Below are 23,188 nucleotides of genomic sequence, written 5' to 3' on the forward strand. Positions count from 1 at the left end.
AGGAGGATTTACATGAGATTATTTGCAGACAGCGCTTCTGATTTGCCGAAACATTTTTTCACAGAGGAAGATGTTATTTTATTCCCCCTCCGCGTGCATATTGGAGATAAGGACTTCGAAGACATCCGCACTATCCATTCCAAAGAAGTTTATGACGCCATCCGTTCGGATATTCATCCGAAAACGTCCCAAGTATCTCCGGAAGAAATGTTAAACGCCTTTGAGCAATTGGCCAAAGCGGGCGATGAAGGGTATTACATCGCCTTTTCTTCTGAGTTATCTGGTACATACAGCACAGCGGTCATGGTAGCCGATCAAGTGCGGGAAGAGTATCCGAATTTGAAACTGACCATCCTTGATTCAAAAGCGGCATCTCTTGGCTATGGCACGCTTGTAAAAGAGGCGGCTAGGCTTCGCGCTGCCGGCCATTCCCTGAACGAGATTATTGAAAAGACCCGTTTTATGGCAGAACATATGGAAAGTCTTTTCACAGTTGAAGACTTGGACTATATGGCCAAAGGCGGCCGCATCTCCAAAGGCAGTGCTTTTGTCGGCGGATTATTGAATATTAAACCGCTATTGCATGTGGAAGAAGGAAAACTGGTCCCGATTGAAAAGCTGCGCGGCCGGAAAAAAGTTTTGAGGCGGATGGTCGAATTGATGCAGGAACGCGGCGTCGATTGGGGAAAACAGACGATTGCCATCAGCCATGGCGATGACTTGGAGTTTGCCCAGTTATTGAAAAAGGAAATCGAAGACAGCCTCCATCCTAAACAAGTGGATATTTATATGATCGGTTCTGTGATTGCCGCCCATACCGGACCAGGCACTCTTGCTGTTTTTTACTTGAATCAAGTCGATATGTGAGGTGGATGTTGTGAGTAAAATCGTCATTGTCGGTGCAGTAGGAGGCGGTGCTACAGTAGCCGGCCAAATCCGTTTTTACGACCCGGATGCAGACATCACCATTTTCGACCGGGATTCAACGATGTCTTATGCCGCCTGTGGCACCCCTTACGTTATAGGCAATATCATCAAAGAACCTGAATCCTTGCTGATGGCAGATCCGCAGCAATTCAAGGAAAAACGGAATATTGACGTTTTCCTGAAGCATGAAGTGCTGGAAATCCAGCGCCAATTCAAGCAGGTCCTCGTCCGGAATCTGGATTCGGGTGAGCAATTTGCCGAACCATACGATACACTCATCCTGGCTCCCGGCGGCTCCGCCGTCATACCGGAAGTCGACGGCCTGCCTTCTGCCAATGTGTTTGTGCTCCGCAGCTACGACGATATGGAGGGCATCCAGCACTTCATCAAGGAAAACAAGCCGAAAACCTGTGTCATCTCGGGCGCCGGTTTTATCGGCTTGGAAATGGCTGAGAATTTGAAGCATTTAGGCCTCAAAGTTCAGATTGTCCACAAATCCAGCCAGGTCATGTCCATTCTCGATACAGACATTTCCGAGCGAATTGAAGCTGAACTGGCAGCCAACAATATCCATTTGCATAAAGACACGGTAATTACGAAAGCCGGGCCGCAAGCGGTAGAACTTTCCGATGGAAGCCAGCTGGAAGCGGATTTCATCATCATGAGCGTCGGCATAAAGCCGAACACGGAATTGGCGGAAGGAGCCGGCCTTCCAATTGGCAAAACCGGCGGAATTGTAACCAACGAATATATGCAGACCGAAGACCCCTCCATCTTTGCGCTGGGTGATGCGTCTGAAAATACCGATATGATTACCGGCGATGCCAAACGGGTTCCGCTCGCCTGGCCCGCCCACCGGCAAGCATTTTTAATTGCCCAGAAGTTGAGCGGCAATGCCATACCGAAAAAAGGGCTGCTCGGCACTTCGGTCGTCAAAATCTTTTCGCTGACGGTGGCGATGACCGGCCTGAACGAACGGACGATCCGCAGCAAAGGATTAGCCTATAAAACCGTCGTTCACCAAGGCAATTCCAATGCCGGCTATTATCCCGATCATGCGAAAATTATGCTGAAAATCCATTACGATGCGGACAGCCGAAAAATCCTCGGGGCCCAGTGCATCGGCGGCAAAGGCGTCGACAAACGGATCGACGTCCTCGTCACCGCCATTTACGCAGGGCTGACAATCGACGATTTGCAGGCATTGGAACTGAGCTATGCCCCTCCCTATTCGTCGCCAAAAGATCCAATTAACATGGCGGGCTATAAAGCGTTTGGCAAGTGAAGGCAACGAGATAGCCTGCATAGTCTTGAAAGTTATCAAGGGTTAAGCAACTAGCAAAAGAACCAGCACCTTTTCCAGGTGCTGGTTCTTTTGCTAGTTGAGAAAGAAATAGAAAAAATTTTTTTTAGAATATCACCGATATTCCGCAAACCAGCTGCGCTTGCCGCGGGCGATCCGCCAGGCCTCCTCAGCCGCTGCGCGTCTTGCGGGGTCTCGGCTGTCTCGCTTTCCCGCAGGCGTCTCCGCTGGTTTGCTCCATATCGACAGTGAACTGTGAATAAAAAGCATGCATACTCATCCACTCTTTCTGATAAAAACAATTCTTTATTAAAAGAGTAATGGAATGAAGCGGAAAGTGGCGACTCCTGCGGGAGCAGCACGAGCTGAAGACCCTGGACTGAGCAGCGCGAAGGAAGCGGCTGAAGCCGTGCCCGCGGAAAGCGTCCACTTGGAGCGGAATGCATATTCAAGTGAGGTTTCTCGACAGCTTAAAGAACCAGCACCTTTTCCAGGTGCTGGTTCTTTTTTAGTTATCGTTTATTTTTCGCCGCTTCGTCTGCTTTCCGTTGTTTGCCTTTTCTCCAGACCACCCAAAGGAAAATCATGAAGACAATATACAATACGGCCAGTGCTGCGATATACGCTTTGTTAAAGCCGGTTTCGTCCGTAACGTGATAGGTCTCCGCCAATTCACGTTCCAAGGAAATCCGGTATTCTCCATTAGCTTCCTGGCGCACCCGGTCGTTTTCAAACAGTCCCTGCAGCTCTTTATCGCTGCCAATTATATCTGCTGGAATTGTAATGCTTTGAGTGGAGGAAGTGTTGTTAATCGCGACAATCCATGACTCTTCGTCATTGAAGCGCTTATAGACAAGCCAGCCATCTTCCTCATGAAGAACTTCCGTGTCTCCGGTACGGAGTGCTGAAGAAGAATTGCGCAGCGTCGTCAAATTGGTGATATGATCGATCAATTCTTCATCCACTGCCATGTTTAAAATCTGATGGGACTCCGGCAAGGCTTCCCCATTCATTGCGGTTTCTGTCCCGTATTGCATGATTGGAATGCCAGGCATTGTCAGCAATTGAGTAGCCATTAAACGCCAGCGAGTCGGCGGAAATCCTCTTTCTGCCACGATATCCGCTGTAAACCGCGAACCTAACAGCGAGTCAACGCGGACCAAATGGCCAGCGCTTTCCTCAATTACAGCTGGCACCTCAGAAGAACCCTGGTCAAATTGCTTGTACGAGTTCCGCAAAGCCTCTTCTGCCCCCGGCAACACGACCGCATCCAGTCCTTCAACCGGCTCCATTTCCACATCATTGATCAAGTAAATATTCTGGATTTCTTTAATGGCTTCAGAAAAATCTTTGATGAAACCGGCATCCAATTGATCTGCATTCTGAAGTTTCAAGCCATCCACTTCATATTCCTGCACGAATTTACTGAAGGTTTCAATCAAGGCTTCCTGTACGCCTGAATTTGTTGTATCCAGCGCCAAGGTGCCGTCTTCATTTTCTTCGAACCATTCCGGATTTTCTACTGCCCATACATGGTCTTTGCTGAGGTTCTGTGTCGGCACATCCACCATCACTTTGATGTCTTGCTCATGTACTGCATCAATCAGCGTTTTAAATTCTTCTTCTGTTCCAAAATGGCGCTCAAATTTATTGTAGTCCAGCACTTGCTGGCCATCATATGTAGCGGATGAAAAAACAGGTCCAATGGACATTACCGTAAAGCCCATTTCTTTGACGTACAGCACCTGGTCCTCGACACCGGCAAAATCGCCGCCGCTAAAATCAGCTGGATCCTGTGCATTCACGTCATAATCGTTTTGGATCGATTTATTAAAATACCTGTCCACCAATACATCATATATAATTTCGTCTTCAATCGTCTTTGTTTCTTCAGCTGCAGCCGGCTGCACCATGCCAAGTGCCAGCATTCCGATCAAGACTCTCCCAATCCATTTTGCTTTCAATCCAAAATCCTCCTTCAATGAGGCTTATTTATTCCGTTCCACCCGGTTTATTTTAACAAAATCGCTTGGGTACTGCTATGTATAATTCGTGAAAGCGCCGCAACCGTCCGCACTTTCGTCTAAACTGTGAATTTCCTAAGGAAAATGCATTGCCGCAACGCCATATCAAAGATAATCGCCTAAAAACTAAGCCATCGACAAAGATTGCGCAAACGCATCGTTCTTCTTTAATGAAAGATGTATGCTTTAGCATTCATAAAAAAAAACAGGCGCTTAAGCGCCTGTTTCTTAGAACAAGTCCAATCCGATTGGCAACATAAAACCGATGAACAATGTAACAAACAAAGAAACTGCGAACAGCGCCCAGAACATTGTTACCGGTTTTTGTTTTTTCGAACGAACCAATACCATTTCCATCATTCCAATCGTCACGAAGCCGAAAAGGAATTTCAGGCCGTACATCATTGCATCCGATGAAGAATACTCGATGAACAATGCCAATCCGGAAATCAAGATTAAAATGTAAAACAAGCGCGCTACCATATGCACAATTTTGCGCCCTTTGCTTGCAGGGTTCATGAAAGCTGCTACCAAAAACAGCACAATTCCAATGACCCATGTCGTAATGTGTACATGCGTAGAATCAGTTAAAAAGTCCAAAATGTCACCTCATTCAATTTAGTCTTTTCCAGTTTAGCATAATTGGAGGACTAAATGACATGTTTGCCGTTATGACAAATGTGTGACGAGCGTTCCAATCGATTCGATTGAAACTTTTACGGTATCGCCAGCTTTCAGGAATTTAGGCGGGTTAAACCCTTTGCCTACTCCAGCAGGTGTTCCGGTTAAAATAACATCGCCCGGTTCAAGCGTAATGTATTTGGATACTTCCGCTACCAAATCATCTACGCGGCGGATCATATTTCCTGTGTTACCATTTTGGCGAACTTCATCGTTCACTTTCGTCACAATCGACAAATCCTGTGCTTCCGGAATTTCATCTTTTGTTACCAAGTAAGGTCCCATTGGGCACGAGCCTTCCAAGCTTTTCCCTAAAAAGTACTGTTGATGCTTGCTTTGAAGATCGCGTGCAGTCAAGTCGTTGGCGATTGTATAACCGAAAACATAATCATAAGCCATTTGCTTCGGAATCGATTTGCCTTTTTTTCCGATGACGACAGCCAGTTCCCCTTCATAGTCATAGGAATCCGTTACATCGCTATGGACTGAAACGGTTTGCTCATCGGCTGCAATGGTCTGCGGTGTTTTCGTAAAGACCACTAAATCGACAGGCGCTTCCGCTCCCATTTCTTTCGCATGGTCTGCATAGTTTTTGCCAATGCAGATAATATTTTTGGGAGTTCGTGATATAGGTGCTAGCCATTCGATATTTGAAAAAGAGCGTTTGAATTGCTCAGGGTTATCGGACTTGGCAGCTGCTTCCGTCAATTTACGGATTTGTTCTACAAATTCCATTCCCTGAGGTATTCCTTCAATTAGCCGAGATGGGAAAGATGGCAAAATTTGCAGTTCTTGCTGAACGGCTAAAACATCCCATACAGCTTCCTCTTTTTTCACTTTTGGTCCAAAACGTTCTTCTTCCTCAAATCGAAAAGATAACAGCTTCATTCGTCAAACACTCCTTTTCTATGATTCCATTCATTATACACATTCATCGTTTTGAATTGTTGCTTTTTTCTAAATTTCTTCCGTAAGTCAATCGCCTTGAAAGATATTCCAAGGGACCTTGTGCAAACTTGGATAGCCATAACTCCGCAAAAATCAACTGGATCGCGAAAATCCCGAGTGCAATCCATGTGCCGGTCAAGACATCAACTTGTCCATACAGCCCTAAGCCATACGAATAGAAAATGAATGTCGCAATAATCGACTGGCCAATGTAAGTGGTCAGCGACATACGCCCTGCCTTGGCCAACGGGCTCAGCAGCTTCCGAAGCCCATTGCTCTGCGCCATCAATGCAATCAAAGCCGCATAGCCGACGGCGACAAGCGGGCCGCCGAAAATATCCTGCAGGTATTGGAATGCATAGTTGTTATCAATCAACAGTGGTGTGGACTTTAACAACAGGCCTATGACAAGACCGCCAACTGCGAGGCTGATCCATAGTTTGCGGTAATGGGCAGCGCGTTCAATTAATTGCACCTTTGCGGCCGCTGCACCCACCATCAAAAAAGGCAGGATTGTAATGATCAAATAAAAATAACTCGTCGGGTTGTTGCTGTACATCCAATCGTCAAAACGCTGACTGAAAATTTCTGCAAACGTTCCTGAAGGATACGCCGCCAGTGAACTTTGCACTTCCTGCATGCCTGTGTAGATGTTCGGATCAATCGATACTGCTACGAACATTAGGCCCAGCAAAAAGATTTGCGGAATAACATAAATTGCCGCTGCCAGTCCTAAAAGCCAAGCGGGTTTCAAGCGGATAAAACCAAGCAGGAAAAACCCTGTAATGGCATAGGTGATTAAAATATCACCGTACCAGATTAAAAATGCATGAATGATTCCAAAAGCCAGAAGAATCAACAGCCGCTTTACAGCAATTGGCATAAAGGGCCGTTGGTTTTTCTGCGCTTTCATGAACTGCATAGCTAAACCATACCCGAATAACATAGAAAATAACGGATAAAAGCTAGCCTGGACAAAAATATCAAGCGCGCTGAATACTTCTGTATCCAATGCGCCGTCAAACCACTTGTATGGATCGATATAAGAAAATGGTGAGTGGAACGTCAGCATATTGATGAGCAGGATGCCCAACAGAGCAAATCCTCTCATCAAATCGATTGCATAGACGCGTTCGTTTAATGCTACGGGCTGTAACTTCACAAAAACCCTCCTAAATTTTCACTGTTTGCTTTGCCGCAAACAGGTACAACAGTCGCTCTTTAATTGAGATCTGCAAAATTTCTTCTACAGCTTCCTGATAAATTGCCAGCTGGACATTGTATCTGGCAGCCATTTCCCCGGCAATATCGGCCATTTGATAAATGCTGTCCGTTTTGTAATCGAGCAGGACCCAACCGTCTTCTTCCTCAAACAGGCAATCGACAATCCCCTGAATGATCTGGTGGTCTCCATCGATGTCTTTCTTGGCATAAGTAAATGGAACTTCGCGCCTTACGTTTTTGGCATTGGCTAAGCGGGAAGCTAATTCAGTTCCATAAAACTGCTCAATTTCCTGAATCTTGACCGCTTTTCCTTCTTCTGGCGATAAAATTTCCATGCCGACAAGCGTCTCGACAAATTCCGCTATTTCCGCAGCCTGCATTTTTTTAGTCAATGGAATGTGCTGCATAACAGCGTGGACAGCCGTTCCCACGTCTGCCGCAGACAACCGTTTATCCTGCATGAAGTCCGGCCGGTGAACTAGCGTCCGTCGAACCGGTGCAGCAGCTTGAATAAACGATTCCGGCTCATCCATCCGCTGAAGCATCTGGATGCGCTTCATTTCGGAAACAGACTGCTTTGACCTTTTTTCGACCGCATATTGATAAGGGTAACGGAAATCAAAACGCCGTGCTATTTCTTCCGTAAAGTCTTTGTCTTGTGCATTTGGCTGCAGCAGCTCATCAACGTCAAGGAGTGCCGGCACTAAAGAAGCCGATTCGACGATATTGATGCGGAAACGGGATGAATGCGGCAGTGAACTGCCATTTGCCTGCAGAGTTTCTGCGGCATCCGGATGCCGGGAGATTGCCGGGCCGATCCAATCCAGATAGCCTTTGGCACGCGAACGTACATAATCCGGCAGCAAGGTATCTTTCGAATTCACTTTCCACTTCCCAAACAGCCGGTCAATCTCTTTGACCGACGCCGTCAAATAAAGCCGCTCTTTTGCACGGGTCATGGCCACATACAAGACGCGCATTTCTTCTGCCTTCATCTGCAGCTGCTTCATTTCTTTGACCGCCAAAAACGGCAGTGATGTGTATTCGAGGCGGGTATCGGGATTGACGGCTTTTACGGCGAGCCCGTAGTCCTGGTCGAATAAATAAGGTTTATGGAAATCCATTTCATTGAACATGCGGCCGGCGCCGGCAAAAAACACAACCGGAAATTCCAGCCCTTTTGACTTATGGACCGTCATCAACCGGACCACATTTTCTTTTTCACTCAACGACTTGGCTGTCCCTAGGTCGTCTCCGCGCTCCCGCATCCGGTCGATAAAACGCAGAAAGCGGAACAATCCACGGAACGATGTTTTTTCGTATTCCAATGCCCGGTCATGGAGAGTCCGCAAATTCGCTTGCCGCTGCTTGCCGTTCGACATCGCTCCGGCCATTTCGTAGTAATTCGTATCCAAATAAACCTGCCAGATCAGTTCAGCAAGCGACCCCCGCCGCGCCAAGTTGCGCCAGTCTTCCAAATGAAGCATAAAGCGGCGCAGTTTTTCCGCAGCAGCCGGGTCGATGCCCGATCCCCCCTGGATAAAGGTTTTGACGGCATCGTAAAACGATGCTTGCGGAGCCGCCAACCGGATTTCTGCCAACTCATTTTCTTTTAATCCGATGAACGGCGCCCGGAGCACGGACACTAAAGGGATATCCTGGTACGGATTGTCAATCACACGCAGCGTATTCAGCATGATCATGACTTCCAGTGCATCAAAATAGCCGCCAGTCAATTCGGCATACAGCGGAATGCCGGCTGCTTTAAACTCATCCACAAAATCACCCGACCAGGTCATCGAACGCATCAGGACGACAATGTCACTGTATTCCAATGGACGCTGCTGCTGCTTCCAGGGATCGTAGACATGGGTTTCTTTCTCCATTAATTCACGGATTTTCTTTGCAATGTAGCGGGCTTCCCACTGGGATTTCGCTAAATCTTCTTCCGGCTCTTCATCGCTTTCCGGCTCATGGATCAAGGTTAATTCAACCGGAACATCCTGATCAGGATAAGGCGCCTTGTTTTTCAGCGCGGCGGCTTCATCGTAATTGATTTCTCCGACACGCTCGCCCATGATCTGGGCAAAAATGTAATTGGTGCCATCCAGAACTTCCCGCCGGCTTCTAAAATTGGCATTCAAGTCAACCCGCAGGCCTGTCCCGTCAGCATCTCCCGTAAACCGGCTGTACTTGCCAAGAAACAGCATCGGTTCAGCGAGGCGGAAGCGGTAAATCGACTGCTTGACGTCGCCTACCATAAAGAGATTGCCGTCCGCTTCGCCGCCGGACTTCACCAGATTCAAAATGGTTTCCTGAAGCATATTGGTGTCCTGGTATTCATCCACCAGCACTTCTTTAAATTGCTTTTGGTAATCGTGCGCAATTTGGGACGGCTTGCCTCCGTCACTTAGAATTTCCAGGGCATAATGCTCCAAATCGGAGAAATCGACCAATGCACGGTCAATTTTCAGTGCTTTGTATTGTGCCGCAAAGACTTTCGTCAACTCCACCAATGTTTTCATCAACGGAGCCATCTCGCGCATTTCATCGAGCAGCCGTTTAGGCGACCGGACGAAATAAGCGTCCATCACGCCATTGACGATTTTTTTCACGTCATTGCGTTTCGCTTTTGCTTCTTCTGCAAGTTCAGCGTCGCACGAATCTTTGCGGATCGTGGCCGCTTTCGGCCAAGCGAACGCTTTTGAGAAATTGTAGAGGCTGTCCCATGATTCGTCCAGGGCATCCAGTGCCGTACGGACCAAGTCCATATCCATTTCAAATGTTTCGCTTAATAGAACGGGGCCATCAGGGCGAAGCGCCAGCTGATTTCCTTCGTCCGCCAAATGAAGCGCTTCTTCAAGCGCGTGGCGAATGGTCATTTTCAAATCAGCGATAAACGGCAAATCATCGACCACTGCTCCGTCCGGAACTGCATAAAGCGCCGGCACTTGTTCGAGCCAGTGGTCAGGCTCCGGATGCACGCGTGAATAGTCATACAGCTTGCTCAGCAGCACTTCCATCGCCTGGTCGTTGCGGTCGGATGTAAAACTGTCCGCGAGGCGGTAGACGGCTTCAGCGTGCTCTCCTTCATAAGCGGATTCAAGGACCGCTTCCAGTACGTCATCCCGGAGCAGCGCAGCTTCTGTTTCATTGGCGATGCGGAAACCCGGATCGATTTCCAGCAAGTATGCGTATTGCTTAACTACCTGCAGGCAAAACGAATGCAGTGTGGAAATCTGTGCTTTATTGATGAGCCGCATTTGTTTCCGCAAATGTTGGGAATCGGGGTTTTCCGCTACCGCCTTTTCCAAAGCAGTGAACATGCGATGGCGCATTTCGGCGGCGGATGCGTTCGTGAACGTCACGACAAGCAGCTCATCCACAGAGACCGGCTCTTTTTCATCCAGCACTTTTTCAATCATCCGGTTGATCAGCACGGCCGTTTTACCGGACCCCGCTGCTGCAGAAACGAGCATATCCTGCCCCTTTGCCCAAATGGCTTGCCACTGTTCATCTGTCCATGCGGCATCAGTCGGTTTTATCGGAATCATCGTCTGCGGTCTCCTTTCGAATCAATTCTATTGCTTTATCAGCGCTTAAATCCGGCAATTTGCGGTAAGTTTGTTCGGGATCTGATGGATCAAACTGGCAAATGGAACGGTAAGAACAAAACTGGCATGGTGTATCTTCCTTCACTTTATAAGGCGTGATTTCGGTATCGCCGTCCAAGATGCCATTGCCGGCTTTTTGGTGCTTGTTGCGGACGAAATGGCGGATCATTTCCATATCGCCTTTTTGGACCGTTCGGGACTGGGATGTTGAAATCTCGCCTTTTTTATTCATACGCACCGGAATAACATTGGAATAGCCTTCAATATCGCTGTCCATCGCACGTACGACTTCGGGATCTTCCACAATCAGCCCGTTCATTTTGAACGACTTGGCGACTTCTTCTTCAATTTCTTCTGCCGTCATCAGTTTCGTCAACTTCAGCATCGGATTGTGCATATGGAAATACAGCACACCCGCCGGTTCTGCCTGCGTGCCGAGCCAGCGGTCCGAATTGGACAAGGCCACATCCAAATATGTGAAGGTCTGCAGCGACAAGCCATGGTAAACTTCCCCCAGGTCAAGCCCTTGTTTCGACGATTTGTAATCGACGATGCGAATGTACGGTTTGCCGTTGATTTCCGTGGAGTCGATGCGGTCAATGCGTCCACGCACATTCATTTGGCGGCCGCGCTTCAAGGCAATATCAAGCGGTGGAATGGCTTCGGAACCGCCAAATCCGACGTCCAACGCAACTGGTGCAAAACCGGATACTTTTGCATGGCGGCTGAGCATAAACGCAGTTTGGCGGATAATGCCTTCTAATTTATGCTGAATATAGCGGTAGCGGTGCGAGCTCATCAAAATATAATTGACAAAATAAGGAGACAGTTGTTGAATCGCCTCTTTGGCCAATTCCTGGCATTGTTTCTTGCTAAGGGATGCCCAGGAGACGCCCAGGCGGCTCACTTCATCCGATATCCATTTGACTGCGGCGTGGAATAGGTCTCCCATCGCCGGCGCCGCCAATTTGTATTGATCCCGCTCTTCAAGCCTCAGACCATATGCCACATACTGGGCAAACGGGCAGCTGAAATACGTTTCAACACGAGAGACGCTCGATGAGACCGGCAGGCCATACAGCGGCTCTGCAATTTCTTCCCGCAGCTGATCCGCCACATTGGCCTTGATCGGTTTGACAATCCGCTCAACGACAGAAGCCCAAAACGGATCTTCCCGGTAATAAGACAGCACGGCGCGCCATTCGGCCGACAATTCGCCGCCGCGCAGCTGCGACGTCAAATAAGCGAGGCTCGCCCGCGGATGCGAAATATAAGGCAATGGGGAAGCATCTTTCAGTTCTTCCGGGTCAATCACAGCAGGAATCCGTTCCAGCCCGAACATGTCCTGGATTTTCTGGATATACAGCGAAGGCAATAGGGCTTTCCCTTCCTCATCAGCAATCGGATAAGAAACCGTCAGCAAATCAGAGGACGCTGTAAATGTACGGTAAGCGGTATAGGTTTCGTCCATCAACCGCATTTTTGAAGTAGGGGCCAGTTCAATTCCGATTTTTGCAAACCATTCCCGTTCGGCATCCGTCAGCAAGCCTTCCTGCTCCACGCGCTGCGGCAAAACCCCGTCATTGACGCCGATGACAAATACCGATTTGATGTCCATCAGCCGGGCCAAATCGATTTTAGAAACCGTGATTTGGTCCAGTGAAGGTGGAATGCGGGAAAACTCCAGCGTTTCAAACCCTTCATCCAAAATCTTAGCGGCGGTTGCAAGATCGATTTCCTTATCGCCGAACATCAGCACAAACTGATCCAGTACTTCCACCCACTGCGTCCATGCCTGTTCGTGCTCAGTTGCTGCTAGCAGCCGGTGTTCGGATTCTTCGCGTTCTTTCAAGGCCTGCAGCTTTTCGTAAACATGCATTTGTTCAACGAATAAATACAGGGCTTCCGCAAATTCTCTTCCTGTCGAGCAAGCTGTCAATTTTTCTTTCAGCCCGGACAGCGGCTCACGGATCAAATCGCGGACAGCATGCAATTCCATTTGGGCAGCCAGTTCCTCATCGGTTTGGATGCCTGTATGGAATTCCAGTCCTCTGTATTTCTTATAAAACCAACGCTTTTCCTCAAACCAGCGTTCGCCGTAAATGCCATTGGCGATGACGAAATTCTCAAGTAGATCACTGCGTTCCCGCCATTTTGAAACGCTGCCCTCTGGGAAAAATAAATCCGTTTTGACTGCCCGGAATACCGGTTCATAGGAATAATTCGAAGACAAGGCTTCCAGTACAGAACGGCTGAATTCAATTAATGGATGGTGCAGCATCGACTTTTTCTGGCTGATAAAATACGGAATGTCGTATTGAGGGAAAATGGTATTGATCAATTCATCATATGCTTCCGGCTGCCGGTACAAAATGGCGATGTCTTTATAGCGCATCCCTTCCTGGATTTGCTGGCGGATGGATCGCGCCATCGCATGCACTTCCGCTCTTCGGTTGGAAGCTTCCACCAAAGAGATGGCACCGCTTGATTGTGAAGTAACCAGCGGGTAAACATCGAAATGTTCTTCAAGGTGCGCAAGTTCCACTTTGTTAAAACGCCATTGTTCATCCATGTATACCGGATGGTCGACCTCTATGCCCTTTTGGCGTGCCTGTTCCGTTAATCGAGCGCCGGTATTAGCCGACTGATAAAAAATAGCCTGTTCATCGTTAGGGTCTGTTTGATTGTCCATTGGAAGGACGATTGTGACATTCTTAGCGTATTTCATCAGCTCAAAAATGATTTCATATTCGCGTGCGGTAAAAGCGAAAAATCCATCAATATAGATTTCAGCAGATTTAACCGTCTCTGAAAACTTGATTTTCTCGGATAACAGCGCCAAATGCCCTTCCGAATCCACAAAGACCTTTCCAAGGCGGTTCTCAATTTCTTTTAAAATCAGTTCCAAATCTGCCGCTTTGTCCAAAAGCGTCCGCGGAGCTCCGGCAGAAGCCAGAGACGACCGGATTGTTGTCAATTCTCCGCAATCGACGCAATAGCGGGCGAACTCTTTGACCAATTGTTCGATCTGGTCGGTAAACCCTCTTTTCCCAGCTGCCCGGCGGAACAATTGGAAATCTTCCCTGTGCTCTTCCAGCAAACTGCGGATCAGCATGCGGTAGCCGAACGTATCCACTTCCTTCCGGCTAATGCCCCCTGCTTCCTGCAGCACACGCCAAGCAAGGCGCTTGAACGTTACAGCCTGGGCACGGATCATCCCGTTCATGCCATAAGCCGATGATAAACGGTACTCTGTAGAAAATGACATCTGGTCCGGCACAATTAAAAACAGCGGACTGCCGTCTCTGCTGCGTTTTAATTCCGCAGCAATTTCTTCCTGGATAAACCGGCTTTTTCCGGATCCGGCTCGTCCATAGATAATTCGCAATGACACAATGCCACTCCCTTTCCAATAGAACGTTTGTTCTTATTATATATGAATAAAGTGCTGTTTACCAATCTTGGCGCACGTCTATAATTTCTCTTTTTTATACTCTTCACTTGCCCGCCGAAAATCAGCTTCCACTCGTTTGTTGAGCCTTTTCTCCAAAATTTTTCCGATCACATAGAGCAAGATGATGACCACTACCACAATCGCTGTACGGACTGGCTGGGTGAATAAAGCCCGGATGTCGTATCCTACATATGAAATCATAAATACCATAACCAACTTCCCAGCCATAACAGTCAGCAAATAATAATGCCTGCTGATGTTCGATAAGCCTGCTACCACATTGACCAGCGCTGATGGCGTGAACGGAAAACAAAGTAGCAGGAACAGCGGCCCAAAGCCGTTTCGCTCCACCCACAAGATCAACTTTTCCACTTTCTGGTGTTTCGTCATGAAATTCATGAATCGGGCGCGGCCATATTTCCGGACGACCAGGAAAACCGCATAAGCCCCGAGCACTGAACCGCCCCAAGATAGAAGAAAGCCGATCCATAAGCCATATGCCGTTGCATTGGCGAACACAAAAACAAACAAAGGAAGAAACGGCAGAAAGGCTTCAATAAAAGGTAAGAGAAAACCGATCAACGGGCCAAATGCCCGGTAAGATTGAGTCAATTCAATTATGTTTTCCATCGTGAAAAAATCAAACATGTACTTCATCCTTTGAATACGTAGATTTTTTTATTACCTCATTGCAGGGTGCCTGCTGGGCAAGTTTCAACAACGGGGAGATTTCACACTTTTTGTTATTGGATAATTAAATGATACAGAAAATCTGTCTTCAAAAATCAGTTAATATTGTGATATGCTATATTAATTACTTTACACTCTTTCTCCACTTTTGGAAAATGAGGAATACATATGAAGAAGGAGCGAAACAGATGGATAGTCGGGGTTTTTCTGCTGGAGTAAAAGCTGGCAGCAGTATCGCCATCGGTTATTTTCCGATAGCTTTAACATTTGGCTTGCTTGCCAAGACGACCGGCCTTTCCTTGATTGAAGCAACGGCCATGAGTATTTTTGTTTTTGCCGGAGCTGCACAATACATATCATTGTCGCTGATTGCCGCAGGAGTTGCGCCGATTCTGATCGTTTTGAATACTTTTGTCGTCAATATCCGGCACTTCTTAATGACGGCGGCATTGAACGAAAAGATGCAGCCAGATGCCAGATGGAAAAAAGCCTTGTACGCGTTCGGCATCACAGACGAGTCATTTTCCGTATTGGCTACACAACAAGGCGGTCGGCTGAAAACAAGTTTTGCGGCGGGTGTTATTCTCATCTCTTATAGCAGCTGGGTCGTCTTTACCGCAGTTGGGCACTTGATCGGCGCCAATCTGCCTCAGTTTCTCCAGGCTTCCATGTCCATTGCTTTGTATGCCATGTTCGTCGGCCTGCTTGTTCCATCTATGCGCAGAAACCGGAAAGTGGTAAGTCTCGCTGCAATCGCCGGCCTTACCCACGCCTTTTTTTATTTTACTGAATGGCTGTCGACGGGCTGGGCCATCTTGGTGGCCACGCTGGCTTCTGCTGTATTTGTTGAACTGATTTCACCGAAAGAAAGGAAGTCTTAAATGGGAGCTTGGTTCTGGTGGATGATTCTTGGAATGGCTGTCGTCACGTATATTCCGCGCGCCATTCCACTTACTTTTTTAGAAGGGCGGGAGCTTCCGGCTTCTGTCCAGAATGTTCTCCGCAACATCCCTTACGCAGTTCTTGGGGCACTCATCTTCCCTGCCATTTTCTTTATACAGGAAGGAAATATCTGGTTCGGGGTTGTCGGTGCTGTTGCCGCATTTGGCATTGCTTTTGCCGGCGCCAATGTGATGATTGTCGTGTTGGGTTCCATTGCCGTCTTGGCCTGCTACAGCCTGTTCTTTATGTAAAATAAAAAAGCCGTCACTCATTTTCATGAGTTTCGGCTTTTTTTGAGCGTTTATACATCGTGGTGGCATACCAGAACCCGGCAGTCAGAGAGGCGGCGTTTACGATATATAAGAACCATGTATTTGTGTATCCTGCATAAACGGCCGCTGCAATCAGCGCCACGGTCAAAACCAATCCAACGACGTGGTTAAATGTTACTCTCGTGAACAACACGACAAACAAACCCGGCAGCAGCAGCGACAGTAAAAACTTCGTGAACATCGATTCCATCACTTAAACTCCTCAATTGACAACAATCAGACCTAATCGGTGATGATCGTGCCGGAATATGACGTGCTGGCGGAGCCTCAATTCATCGTTATGGTCAAAAACTTCCAAACGGCAGTGTGCCGCATTCACTTGAATCGCTTGGTACAATTCCGTTTCGTTTGAGACAGCCAAGCCATTTACTTTCCGGATGACTTCTCCTCGCTGCAAGCCCATTTTGTGAGCCGGGGAGTCCGGCAGTACATCCACAATCATTACGCCTTCAGCTTTCGGGGCAACTGCATGCTTGCCATGCCGCTCTTTCTGTTCAAAGTAGACAGTAATGGCAATGCGGCCAATAACGCCAAGCACTAACGCAACGATAGCCATTGGAGCCCATAATAAGCCCAACAAGGCCAACAGCAAGATGCCGATGCCCAACTGCCAAGTCATTTTGCCAATCTTAGGAAACAAGTAGACAGGCAAAGTTTTCCGGGCACGGTTTTGAAAACCAAACACAATCGGGAAAAGAATAAAAGAAAACGAACTTTCTCCAATTGGAAACTGCGGCCAGTAAGGCGCTGCTTCTTCTATCAGAGAACCCGGTACAACAAGCAGCAGCGGAATCAACCAAAGGCGCTTGGAACCATAAACTGCAGCTTTCAATCCCCGGGAAGATTTCTCGAGTTGCGGAGACGCTGAAGGGGCTCCCGTTTTGCTGATCAGCAATCCTTCTGCGATCACTAAAGCTCCTGCTAAAAGCGCCACAGGCAATAACCATTCCATGGCAATCGCATAGCCACTAAAATCGGTGAATCCCAAATTCAGCGACCAGCCATTTGCATCAAATAGGCCTACGAGGCCAACCGCAGCAGCCGCTAAGTAGATAAACGACCCTGCGGAATAAAACCCGGATATGACCATCAATATGCTGATAATACTTAGAGCAGCCAGCCATTCCAACGGCAATACCAATCCCGCACCGGCGAAAATGACTGAAAAAATGACTGCATACTTCAAGCCGTCTTTTAGAAATCCGGAAAATTCAGTCCAGCCCCAAACAATCCGGGTACGAAATATTTTCCGCTCCCGCTTTACACGGAAGTATCCTAACATAATAGCCGCAATCAGCGCTATGTATAAAAGCGGGTTAATAAAAATTCTTCCTATGTCTAGCAGTAGATCCATTATCACTTTTCTTTACACCATCCTATCACTTGCAACTAAGGCTTCAATTCATTGTACCAAACAACTGAAGACTCCTGCACTTCTTTTTGAGTTAATTGAAAGCTGCACCCAGCTGCGCCAAAATATCTTCCGTTCCTTCTATGCCAGCCGACAGCCGGACTACTTGGCGAGTAACGCCGATTTTTTCTTTATCTTCTTCCGATAATGCACGGTGGGAAGTTCCGTAAGGATAGGAGACGGTTGTTTCGACCCCCGCCAAAGTCGGGACAATTTGAATCCACCCAAGCGATGAGAAAAACTTGGAAATATCCACTGATTCGGGAAGAGCAAATGTTACAATAGCCCCTTTTCCAGGGTACCAGACTTGTGCTTTGTCTTTTAAAAATTCTGCAATCGCCTGGGCATTGGCCGTTTGGGCTTTCATGCGGAGCGACAAGGTTTTTATGCCGCGCAGCGTCAACCAAGCTTCAAATGGGCTGAGGTTCATCCCCATATTGACGATGCGGTTTGCAGCAAGAGCTATCAGCTCCTTATCTCCTGCAAGCACGCCGGCCGTCACATCACTATGCCCGCCTAAATACTTCGTGGCGCTATGGGCGACAAGGTCAGCTCCCAATTCGAAAGGACGAACGGCATAAGGTGTTGCGAACGTATTATCAATCATCACCTTAACGCCGTAATGCTTTTTAAGCTGGACCAGAACTTCAATGTCTTCTATCCGCAAAAACGGATTAGTGATGGATTCGCTGAACAATAGCTTTATCTCTGGAAAATCAATTAAGCTCTTCTCAATTTCACTGATATTGGAGAAATCAGCAAAATGAACGCCAATGCCTAACCGTACCAGCTCTTCTTTCAGTAAATGAAAAGTTCCTCCATAGACATCCTGGGCAGCGAGGACATGGTCGCCCGCTTGCACAACGGCCAAAATGCCGGCGAGGATTGCAGACATGCCGGATGAAGCTGCGACGCCTTTTGGAGCCCCTTCCAGGTTCGCTACCGTTTCCCCTAGGGCATCGGTATTCGGATTGGCCGTACGGGAATAAAGATACGTTCCATTGCCTTCATAATACCCTTCAAGCTCTTCGAGTGAAGAGAACGAAAAAGCAGAGGTTTGATACAGCGGCATAACTTTTGGATGAATTGTCCGTTCTCCTGCTTTAGCAGTGTGCACCGTTTTAGTTTCCATCATATCCATTTTTCCAGCCCCTTAATCGATATTTGCAATCAGTTCTTCGATCATTGTTTCATTCATCGGCCCGACGATTTTGTTTTGTACCCGGCCATCCGTGTCAAGGATATAACTGGTTGGTATCGTCACCGTCTGATAGACAGATCCAATATCGCCATCTTTGTCCAGTGGAATCGGAAATGTCAGCCCGTACTCGCTTACAAATGTTTCAACTTTATCAAGGCCCCGGTCTTCAGTCGTCAAATTGATTGCCAAGATTTCAACATTCTCCTGACCTGCCTGCTCTTCAAAGTACTTTTGCATATGCGGCATTTCTGCCCGGCAAGGCGGGCACCAAGTCGCCCAGAAATTTAAAATCACTTTTTTCCCCTGATAATCGGATAGTTTTACCGCTTTGCCATCCAACGTGGTCAGTTCAAAATCGGGAGCTACTTCCCCTTTGGCCAATCCTTCCTTCGTGGCCAAAAAGTCGACATCGCTGCCTAATGCAATGTTATCAAATTCAGTTGTATTTTCAATGTTATTTTTCACAATGCCGGCTACCACAATGCCGATCATTGCAGCAATCACCAGCAGGCCAATCCATTTTTTCGGCATAGCACATTCACCTCATTCATCCTTCATCATACGACAAAACGCATTCACTATGCCACTGCCGGAAAGATTTAATCGTGGCTTTTATGTGAAAGTGATGTTAGTCCATCCGAATAAAAAACAGCCGGCATCATAAGCGATGCCGGCTGAAAAGATAATCCCGCTTTAGCGGTTAGGGGAAGATGAATCCCCGCTGATTGAGATTTTTTATAGAGAAATATAGTTGGCAGGATTGACTGCGTTTGTACGTCCGCCATTCCATGGACCTACATGAATTTCAAAATGCAAGTGAGATCCGAATGAACGGCCTGTGTTCCCCATCTTGCCAACGCTTTGCCCTTGAGTTACCGATTGCCCGACTCCAACACCGATTGAGCTCAAGTGAGCGTAAACCGTTGCATGTGTCTGTCCGTTGATGGAATGGGTAAGAATGACAACATTCCCGTACCCGCCCATTGAACCGGCATAAGATACAAATCCGCCTGCAGCCGCCATAACGTTTGTTCCTACGCTATTGGCGATATCTACGCCTTGGTGGAATTCCTGTCCGGCGCCAATATCACGCCAGCCGAATTTCGATGTATACCGGCCGGAAGTCGGACGGATAAAGTTTGAACTTACTGCCTGCTTAACAGCCGGAGCTGAGTAAGCGGCTGCCTGTTTAGGCGCTGGTGCCGGTGCTGAAGAACTTGCTGAAGCTTTTGCTTTTGCACTTGCTGCAGCTGCTTCTGCTGCAGCTCTTTCTTCAGCCGCTTGGCGTGCCGCTGCTTCTGCAGCTGCTTTTTCCTGTGCCGCTCTTTCAGCTGCCAATTTGCGCTGGCGCTCTTCTTCCGCTTTGCGTGCAAGTTCAGCCAAACGTTCTTGCTCAGCCATAATTTGCTGTTCCAACTCTGCAGTTACGTCAATTGCCTCTTCGCGCTGTTGAACCATATTCGCCTTTTCAGTCGCTAAACGGTTTTGTTCCGCCTGAAGGTCTTTAACAAGGCCAGCTTGCTGTGCTTTCTGGCCATCAAGGGAAGCTTTCAGCTTTCCAAGCTCGGCGCGGCGATTTTCCTGCTCCGCTAATTTTGTTTCCACTTGAGCTTTTTGCTTGGCAAGCAGCTCTTTGTCTGCTGCTTGTTCGCGCATGATTTCACGGTCTGCATCGATCAATGTATTAACTGCTGAAAAACGGTCGATAAAATCAACAAAGCTGTTTGCGCCTAGCAAGACATCTATGTAATCAACAGATCCGCCGCTCAATTGGATCGCGCGTGCGCGTTCCTGGAGCAAAGCGGTTCTTTCATCAATTTTGCGCTGCAGTTCTTCAATCGAAGCCCGCAATTCTTCTATTTCACCTTTTGTATGTTCAATATCGCCTTCAACACTTGCAATTTTCGCTTTTGTTTCATCGATTTTTGCATTTAATTCGTTGATTTGCGCCATGATTTTTTCTAGAGTGGATTGATTTTCAGCCATTTCATTGTTTTTTTGGCTAATGCCGGAATTCAATTCACTTTGTTGCTGTTGTGCTTCCTGCTTTTTTTGTTCAAGTTCACTTAGCTTATCTGCACTAGCAGTCGGTACTAAAACCGACAATGCTAATACAGAAGATAAACCAGTCAACATCCATTTCGACTTTGGCTTCGACGTCAAGTTCGTGTTCCCCTTTCGGATTTACGTTCTTATCTATCTCTAGTTCTGTGTTCTGGATTCTTGTTGTCTGTTCTCAGCGATCTTAAACGCGCAAGAATTTCCGGATGGACATAAAGCTGCCCCAAATACCGATGAAGACACCCATTACTAGGATCAATGCACTCACTTGGTAAACAAGTGGAGTGAAATCCAGTATCTGGACAAGTTCGCCGCTTAATTTCGGCTGAGTAAATTCAGTAATATTATAATACAATGCAGCAACTAAACCGATTGGAATGATGGAACCCAATAAGCCGAGCCACATGCCTTCCAATATAAATGGAATGCGGACAAACCAGTTTGTCGCTCCCACCAATTTCATGATTTCGATTTCACGCCGTCTCGCTACAATGGTGATACGGATCGTGTTTGAAATAAGGAACATCGCTGTAAACAGCAATGCGAGGATCAAAACCAACCCTACATTCCGGCCTGTATTCAAAAACTCGAACAGCTTTTGAATCTTGCCTTCTCCATATTCCACATCTTGAATATTTCCGATTTTCGCTATTTCTGCAGCAACTTTTTCTGTTTGTTGCGGATCGCTCGCTTTCACATAAAAAACATCGAACAAGGGATTGCTTTGTTCGAATAAGCTGAGCTCATCCCCGAAATCAAGGACCAAATCTGTTAACTCTTCTTCTTTAGTGGAGAAATCTACTGATTCAACCCCTGGCATATCCGTGATAATTCTTTCTATATGCTTAGTTCCTGTTTCATCTGCTTCGAGAGAGACAAAAACTTTGATTTCAACGTCATTTTCTAAATCCTCGGCCACTTTGTTCAAGTTCATCATGATCATAACGAATACGCCGACAAGCAGCAATGTCACGGTTACAGCACTGACAGATGCAAATGTCATCCAGCCGTTGCGTCCTAAGCTTTTTAAACTTTCACGAAAATGGCGCGCTAATGTTCTAGGCTTCATAGCCGTAGTCACCTCCGGCCACATCACGTACAATTAATCCGCCTTCAATGGCAATAACCCGATGTCTCATCGTGTTTACAATCTCCCGATTATGGGTTGCCATTAAAATGGTTGTTCCGCTTGCGTTGATTTGTTCAAACAAATTCATGATATCCAGCGACGTTTCAGGATCCAAGTTACCCGTTGGTTCATCGGCAATGACCACTTTCGGGCGGTTGACGATTGAACGGGCAATTGATACTCGTTGCTGTTCTCCACCCGACAACTCCGTCGGGAACATTCTTGCTTTATGCTTCAATCCAACCATATCGAGCACCTTCATGACGCGCTCACGGATTTTAGAAGGAGATTCTTCAATAACTTCAAGAGCAAATGCTACATTTTCATAGACATTTAGTCTCGGCAGCAATTTGAAATCTTGGAACACAACGCCGATTTGCCGACGAAGCAACGGTACTTTTTTGTTTTTTAATGTAGCAATATCAATGCCGTCCACTAGCATTTGCCCTGAGGTTGGACGCTCTTCGCGATACATCATTTTGATGAAAGTCGACTTACCTGCTCCACTCGGGCCTACTACATATACGAATTCGCCTTGCTCGATTTCAACGTTCATGCCGTTAAGAGCAACGATTCCATTCGGATATTTTTTGTAGACATTCTTCATTTGAATCATTTAATAACCACCTATATTAATTAAGTTTCCCTAAGCTGATTTTCGTCTTCAAAAATTCCGGCATGCTCATTATAACACCCTAAACCTATTTTTTTATTACATTTATGTATCAATTGAGCGGTGTTCATGAAATATAATGTTATACAGGCATAAAGTTTTTGCTGTTTCTTCTATTTGTTAAAAATGAGGTATTTTCGACTACTTTCGATTGCGAACGAATTCCTAAAAAGCAAAAAAACAATAAAAAACCGGCTAAATTAGCCGGTTTACTTTTTCTCTGACAACCATTTCGCTACAGCATCTGCTTCTTCGCCTTCAATGATATCGGGCGGCATAGCTCCTTGGCCATTGTCAATAACGCCTCTAATTTCCTCTTCAGATAAACGAGAACCAACATTATTCAAAGCTGGAAAGTTGCCCGCACCTTCCAAGTTTTCACCGTGGCAGGAAATACAATTTTGCTGAACAACCTGCTCAGGATCGATTGAAGTTTCTGATCCACTGCTATCAGGTGAATCTGCAGGCGGTTCTGCCGCTTCGTCTCCGCCGCCTCCACATGCGCCCAATACTAATGCAGAACCGAACAATAACGCCATTAATTGCTTTTTCACGTATGGTCCCTCCTCACCTA

General features: G+C 47.0%; 19 protein-coding genes. 4 read left to right on the plus strand and 15 right to left on the minus strand.

Annotation, left to right across the window (positions count from 1 at the left end):
* Positions 1 to 12 precede the first annotated feature (12 nt).
* On the plus strand, positions 13 to 867 hold the full coding sequence (locus QWY22_RS13815) for a DegV family protein (protein WP_300981405.1): 855 nt from the start codon (positions 13 to 15) through the stop codon (positions 865 to 867).
* Between the two features lie 10 nt (positions 868 to 877).
* On the plus strand, positions 878 to 2,212 hold the full coding sequence (locus QWY22_RS13820; protein WP_300981406.1) for a CoA-disulfide reductase: 1,335 nt from the start codon (positions 878 to 880) through the stop codon (positions 2,210 to 2,212).
* A 530-nt stretch (positions 2,213 to 2,742) separates the two neighbouring features.
* Here QWY22_RS13820 and QWY22_RS13825 read toward each other — a convergent pair.
* The 7 genes from QWY22_RS13825 to QWY22_RS13855 form a co-directional block, all read right to left on the minus strand.
* Entirely contained in the window at positions 2,743 to 4,194 is a 1,452-nt protein-coding gene (locus QWY22_RS13825; RefSeq protein WP_300981407.1) for an alpha-amylase family glycosyl hydrolase, read from the minus strand.
* Positions 4,195 to 4,482: 288 nt separating this feature from the next.
* Positions 4,483 to 4,854 carry a YisL family protein gene (locus QWY22_RS13830; protein ID WP_300981408.1) on the minus strand — a complete coding sequence of 124 codons (372 nt, stop codon included), beginning with the start codon at positions 4,852 to 4,854 and terminating at the stop codon, positions 4,483 to 4,485.
* A 69-nt stretch (positions 4,855 to 4,923) separates the two neighbouring features.
* Positions 4,924 to 5,823 carry a fumarylacetoacetate hydrolase family protein gene (locus QWY22_RS13835; protein ID WP_036804335.1) on the minus strand — a complete coding sequence of 300 codons (900 nt, stop codon included), beginning with the start codon at positions 5,821 to 5,823 and terminating at the stop codon, positions 4,924 to 4,926.
* A gap of 43 nt (positions 5,824 to 5,866) precedes the next feature.
* Positions 5,867 to 7,045 (minus strand): DUF418 domain-containing protein, encoded by a 1,179-nt coding sequence (locus tag QWY22_RS13840; protein WP_300981409.1) that lies wholly within the window; start codon positions 7,043 to 7,045, stop codon positions 5,867 to 5,869.
* A gap of 10 nt (positions 7,046 to 7,055) precedes the next feature.
* Positions 7,056 to 10,661, minus strand: coding sequence for a helicase-exonuclease AddAB subunit AddA (gene addA, locus QWY22_RS13845; RefSeq protein WP_300981410.1), 3,606 nt, complete (start codon positions 10,659 to 10,661; stop codon positions 7,056 to 7,058).
* Positions 10,639 to 14,115 (minus strand): helicase-exonuclease AddAB subunit AddB, encoded by a 3,477-nt coding sequence (gene addB / locus QWY22_RS13850; RefSeq protein WP_300981411.1) that lies wholly within the window; start codon positions 14,113 to 14,115, stop codon positions 10,639 to 10,641. The genes addA and addB overlap by 23 nt, the downstream gene beginning before the upstream one ends.
* A gap of 78 nt (positions 14,116 to 14,193) precedes the next feature.
* Positions 14,194 to 14,823 (minus strand): TVP38/TMEM64 family protein, encoded by a 630-nt coding sequence (locus QWY22_RS13855; RefSeq protein ID WP_300981412.1) that lies wholly within the window; start codon positions 14,821 to 14,823, stop codon positions 14,194 to 14,196.
* A 230-nt stretch (positions 14,824 to 15,053) separates the two neighbouring features.
* Between QWY22_RS13855 and QWY22_RS13860 the strand changes: the two genes are divergently transcribed.
* Both QWY22_RS13860 and QWY22_RS13865 read left to right on the plus strand, forming a co-directional pair.
* On the plus strand, positions 15,054 to 15,746 hold the full coding sequence (locus QWY22_RS13860; protein ID WP_300981413.1) for an AzlC family ABC transporter permease: 693 nt from the start codon (positions 15,054 to 15,056) through the stop codon (positions 15,744 to 15,746).
* The gene (locus QWY22_RS13865; protein ID WP_074511089.1) at positions 15,747 to 16,058 is read left to right on the plus strand and encodes an AzlD domain-containing protein; all 312 of its coding nucleotides are present in this window, start codon (positions 15,747 to 15,749) and stop codon (positions 16,056 to 16,058) included.
* A gap of 13 nt (positions 16,059 to 16,071) precedes the next feature.
* On the opposite strand, the gene QWY22_RS13870 is transcribed toward QWY22_RS13865, so the two are convergent.
* From QWY22_RS13870 to cccB, 8 genes are all read right to left on the minus strand, one after another.
* A complete protein-coding gene (locus QWY22_RS13870) occupies positions 16,072 to 16,329 on the minus strand; it encodes a CsbA family protein (protein ID WP_300981414.1) in 258 nt (85 codons plus the stop codon).
* Between the two features lie 12 nt (positions 16,330 to 16,341).
* Positions 16,342 to 17,493: a PDZ domain-containing protein gene (locus QWY22_RS13875; RefSeq protein WP_300981415.1), complete on the minus strand. Its 1,152-nt coding sequence runs from the start codon at positions 17,491 to 17,493 to the stop codon at positions 16,342 to 16,344.
* Between the two features lie 91 nt (positions 17,494 to 17,584).
* The gene (locus QWY22_RS13880; RefSeq protein ID WP_300981416.1) at positions 17,585 to 18,691 is read right to left on the minus strand and encodes a trans-sulfuration enzyme family protein; all 1,107 of its coding nucleotides are present in this window, start codon (positions 18,689 to 18,691) and stop codon (positions 17,585 to 17,587) included.
* Between the two features lie 12 nt (positions 18,692 to 18,703).
* Positions 18,704 to 19,282 carry a TlpA family protein disulfide reductase gene (locus QWY22_RS13885; protein WP_300981417.1) on the minus strand — a complete coding sequence of 193 codons (579 nt, stop codon included), beginning with the start codon at positions 19,280 to 19,282 and terminating at the stop codon, positions 18,704 to 18,706.
* Positions 19,283 to 19,486: 204 nt separating this feature from the next.
* Positions 19,487 to 20,887, minus strand: a complete 1,401-nt coding sequence (locus QWY22_RS13890; protein WP_300984396.1) for a murein hydrolase activator EnvC family protein — start codon at positions 20,885 to 20,887, stop codon at positions 19,487 to 19,489.
* Between the two features lie 109 nt (positions 20,888 to 20,996).
* A complete protein-coding gene (gene ftsX / locus QWY22_RS13895) occupies positions 20,997 to 21,881 on the minus strand; it encodes a permease-like cell division protein FtsX (protein WP_300981418.1) in 885 nt (294 codons plus the stop codon).
* Positions 21,871 to 22,557, minus strand: a complete 687-nt coding sequence (ftsE, locus tag QWY22_RS13900; RefSeq protein ID WP_300981419.1) for a cell division ATP-binding protein FtsE — start codon at positions 22,555 to 22,557, stop codon at positions 21,871 to 21,873. The genes ftsX and ftsE overlap by 11 nt, the downstream gene beginning before the upstream one ends.
* A gap of 266 nt (positions 22,558 to 22,823) precedes the next feature.
* Positions 22,824 to 23,168, minus strand: a complete 345-nt coding sequence (gene cccB / locus QWY22_RS13905; RefSeq protein ID WP_300981420.1) for a cytochrome c551 — start codon at positions 23,166 to 23,168, stop codon at positions 22,824 to 22,826.
* Between the last annotated feature and the right edge of the window lie 20 nt (positions 23,169 to 23,188).

This window comes from Planococcus liqunii, from assembly GCF_030413595.1.
In the GTDB taxonomy this organism is placed as follows: Bacteria; Bacillota; Bacilli; order Bacillales_A; family Planococcaceae; genus Planococcus; species Planococcus liqunii.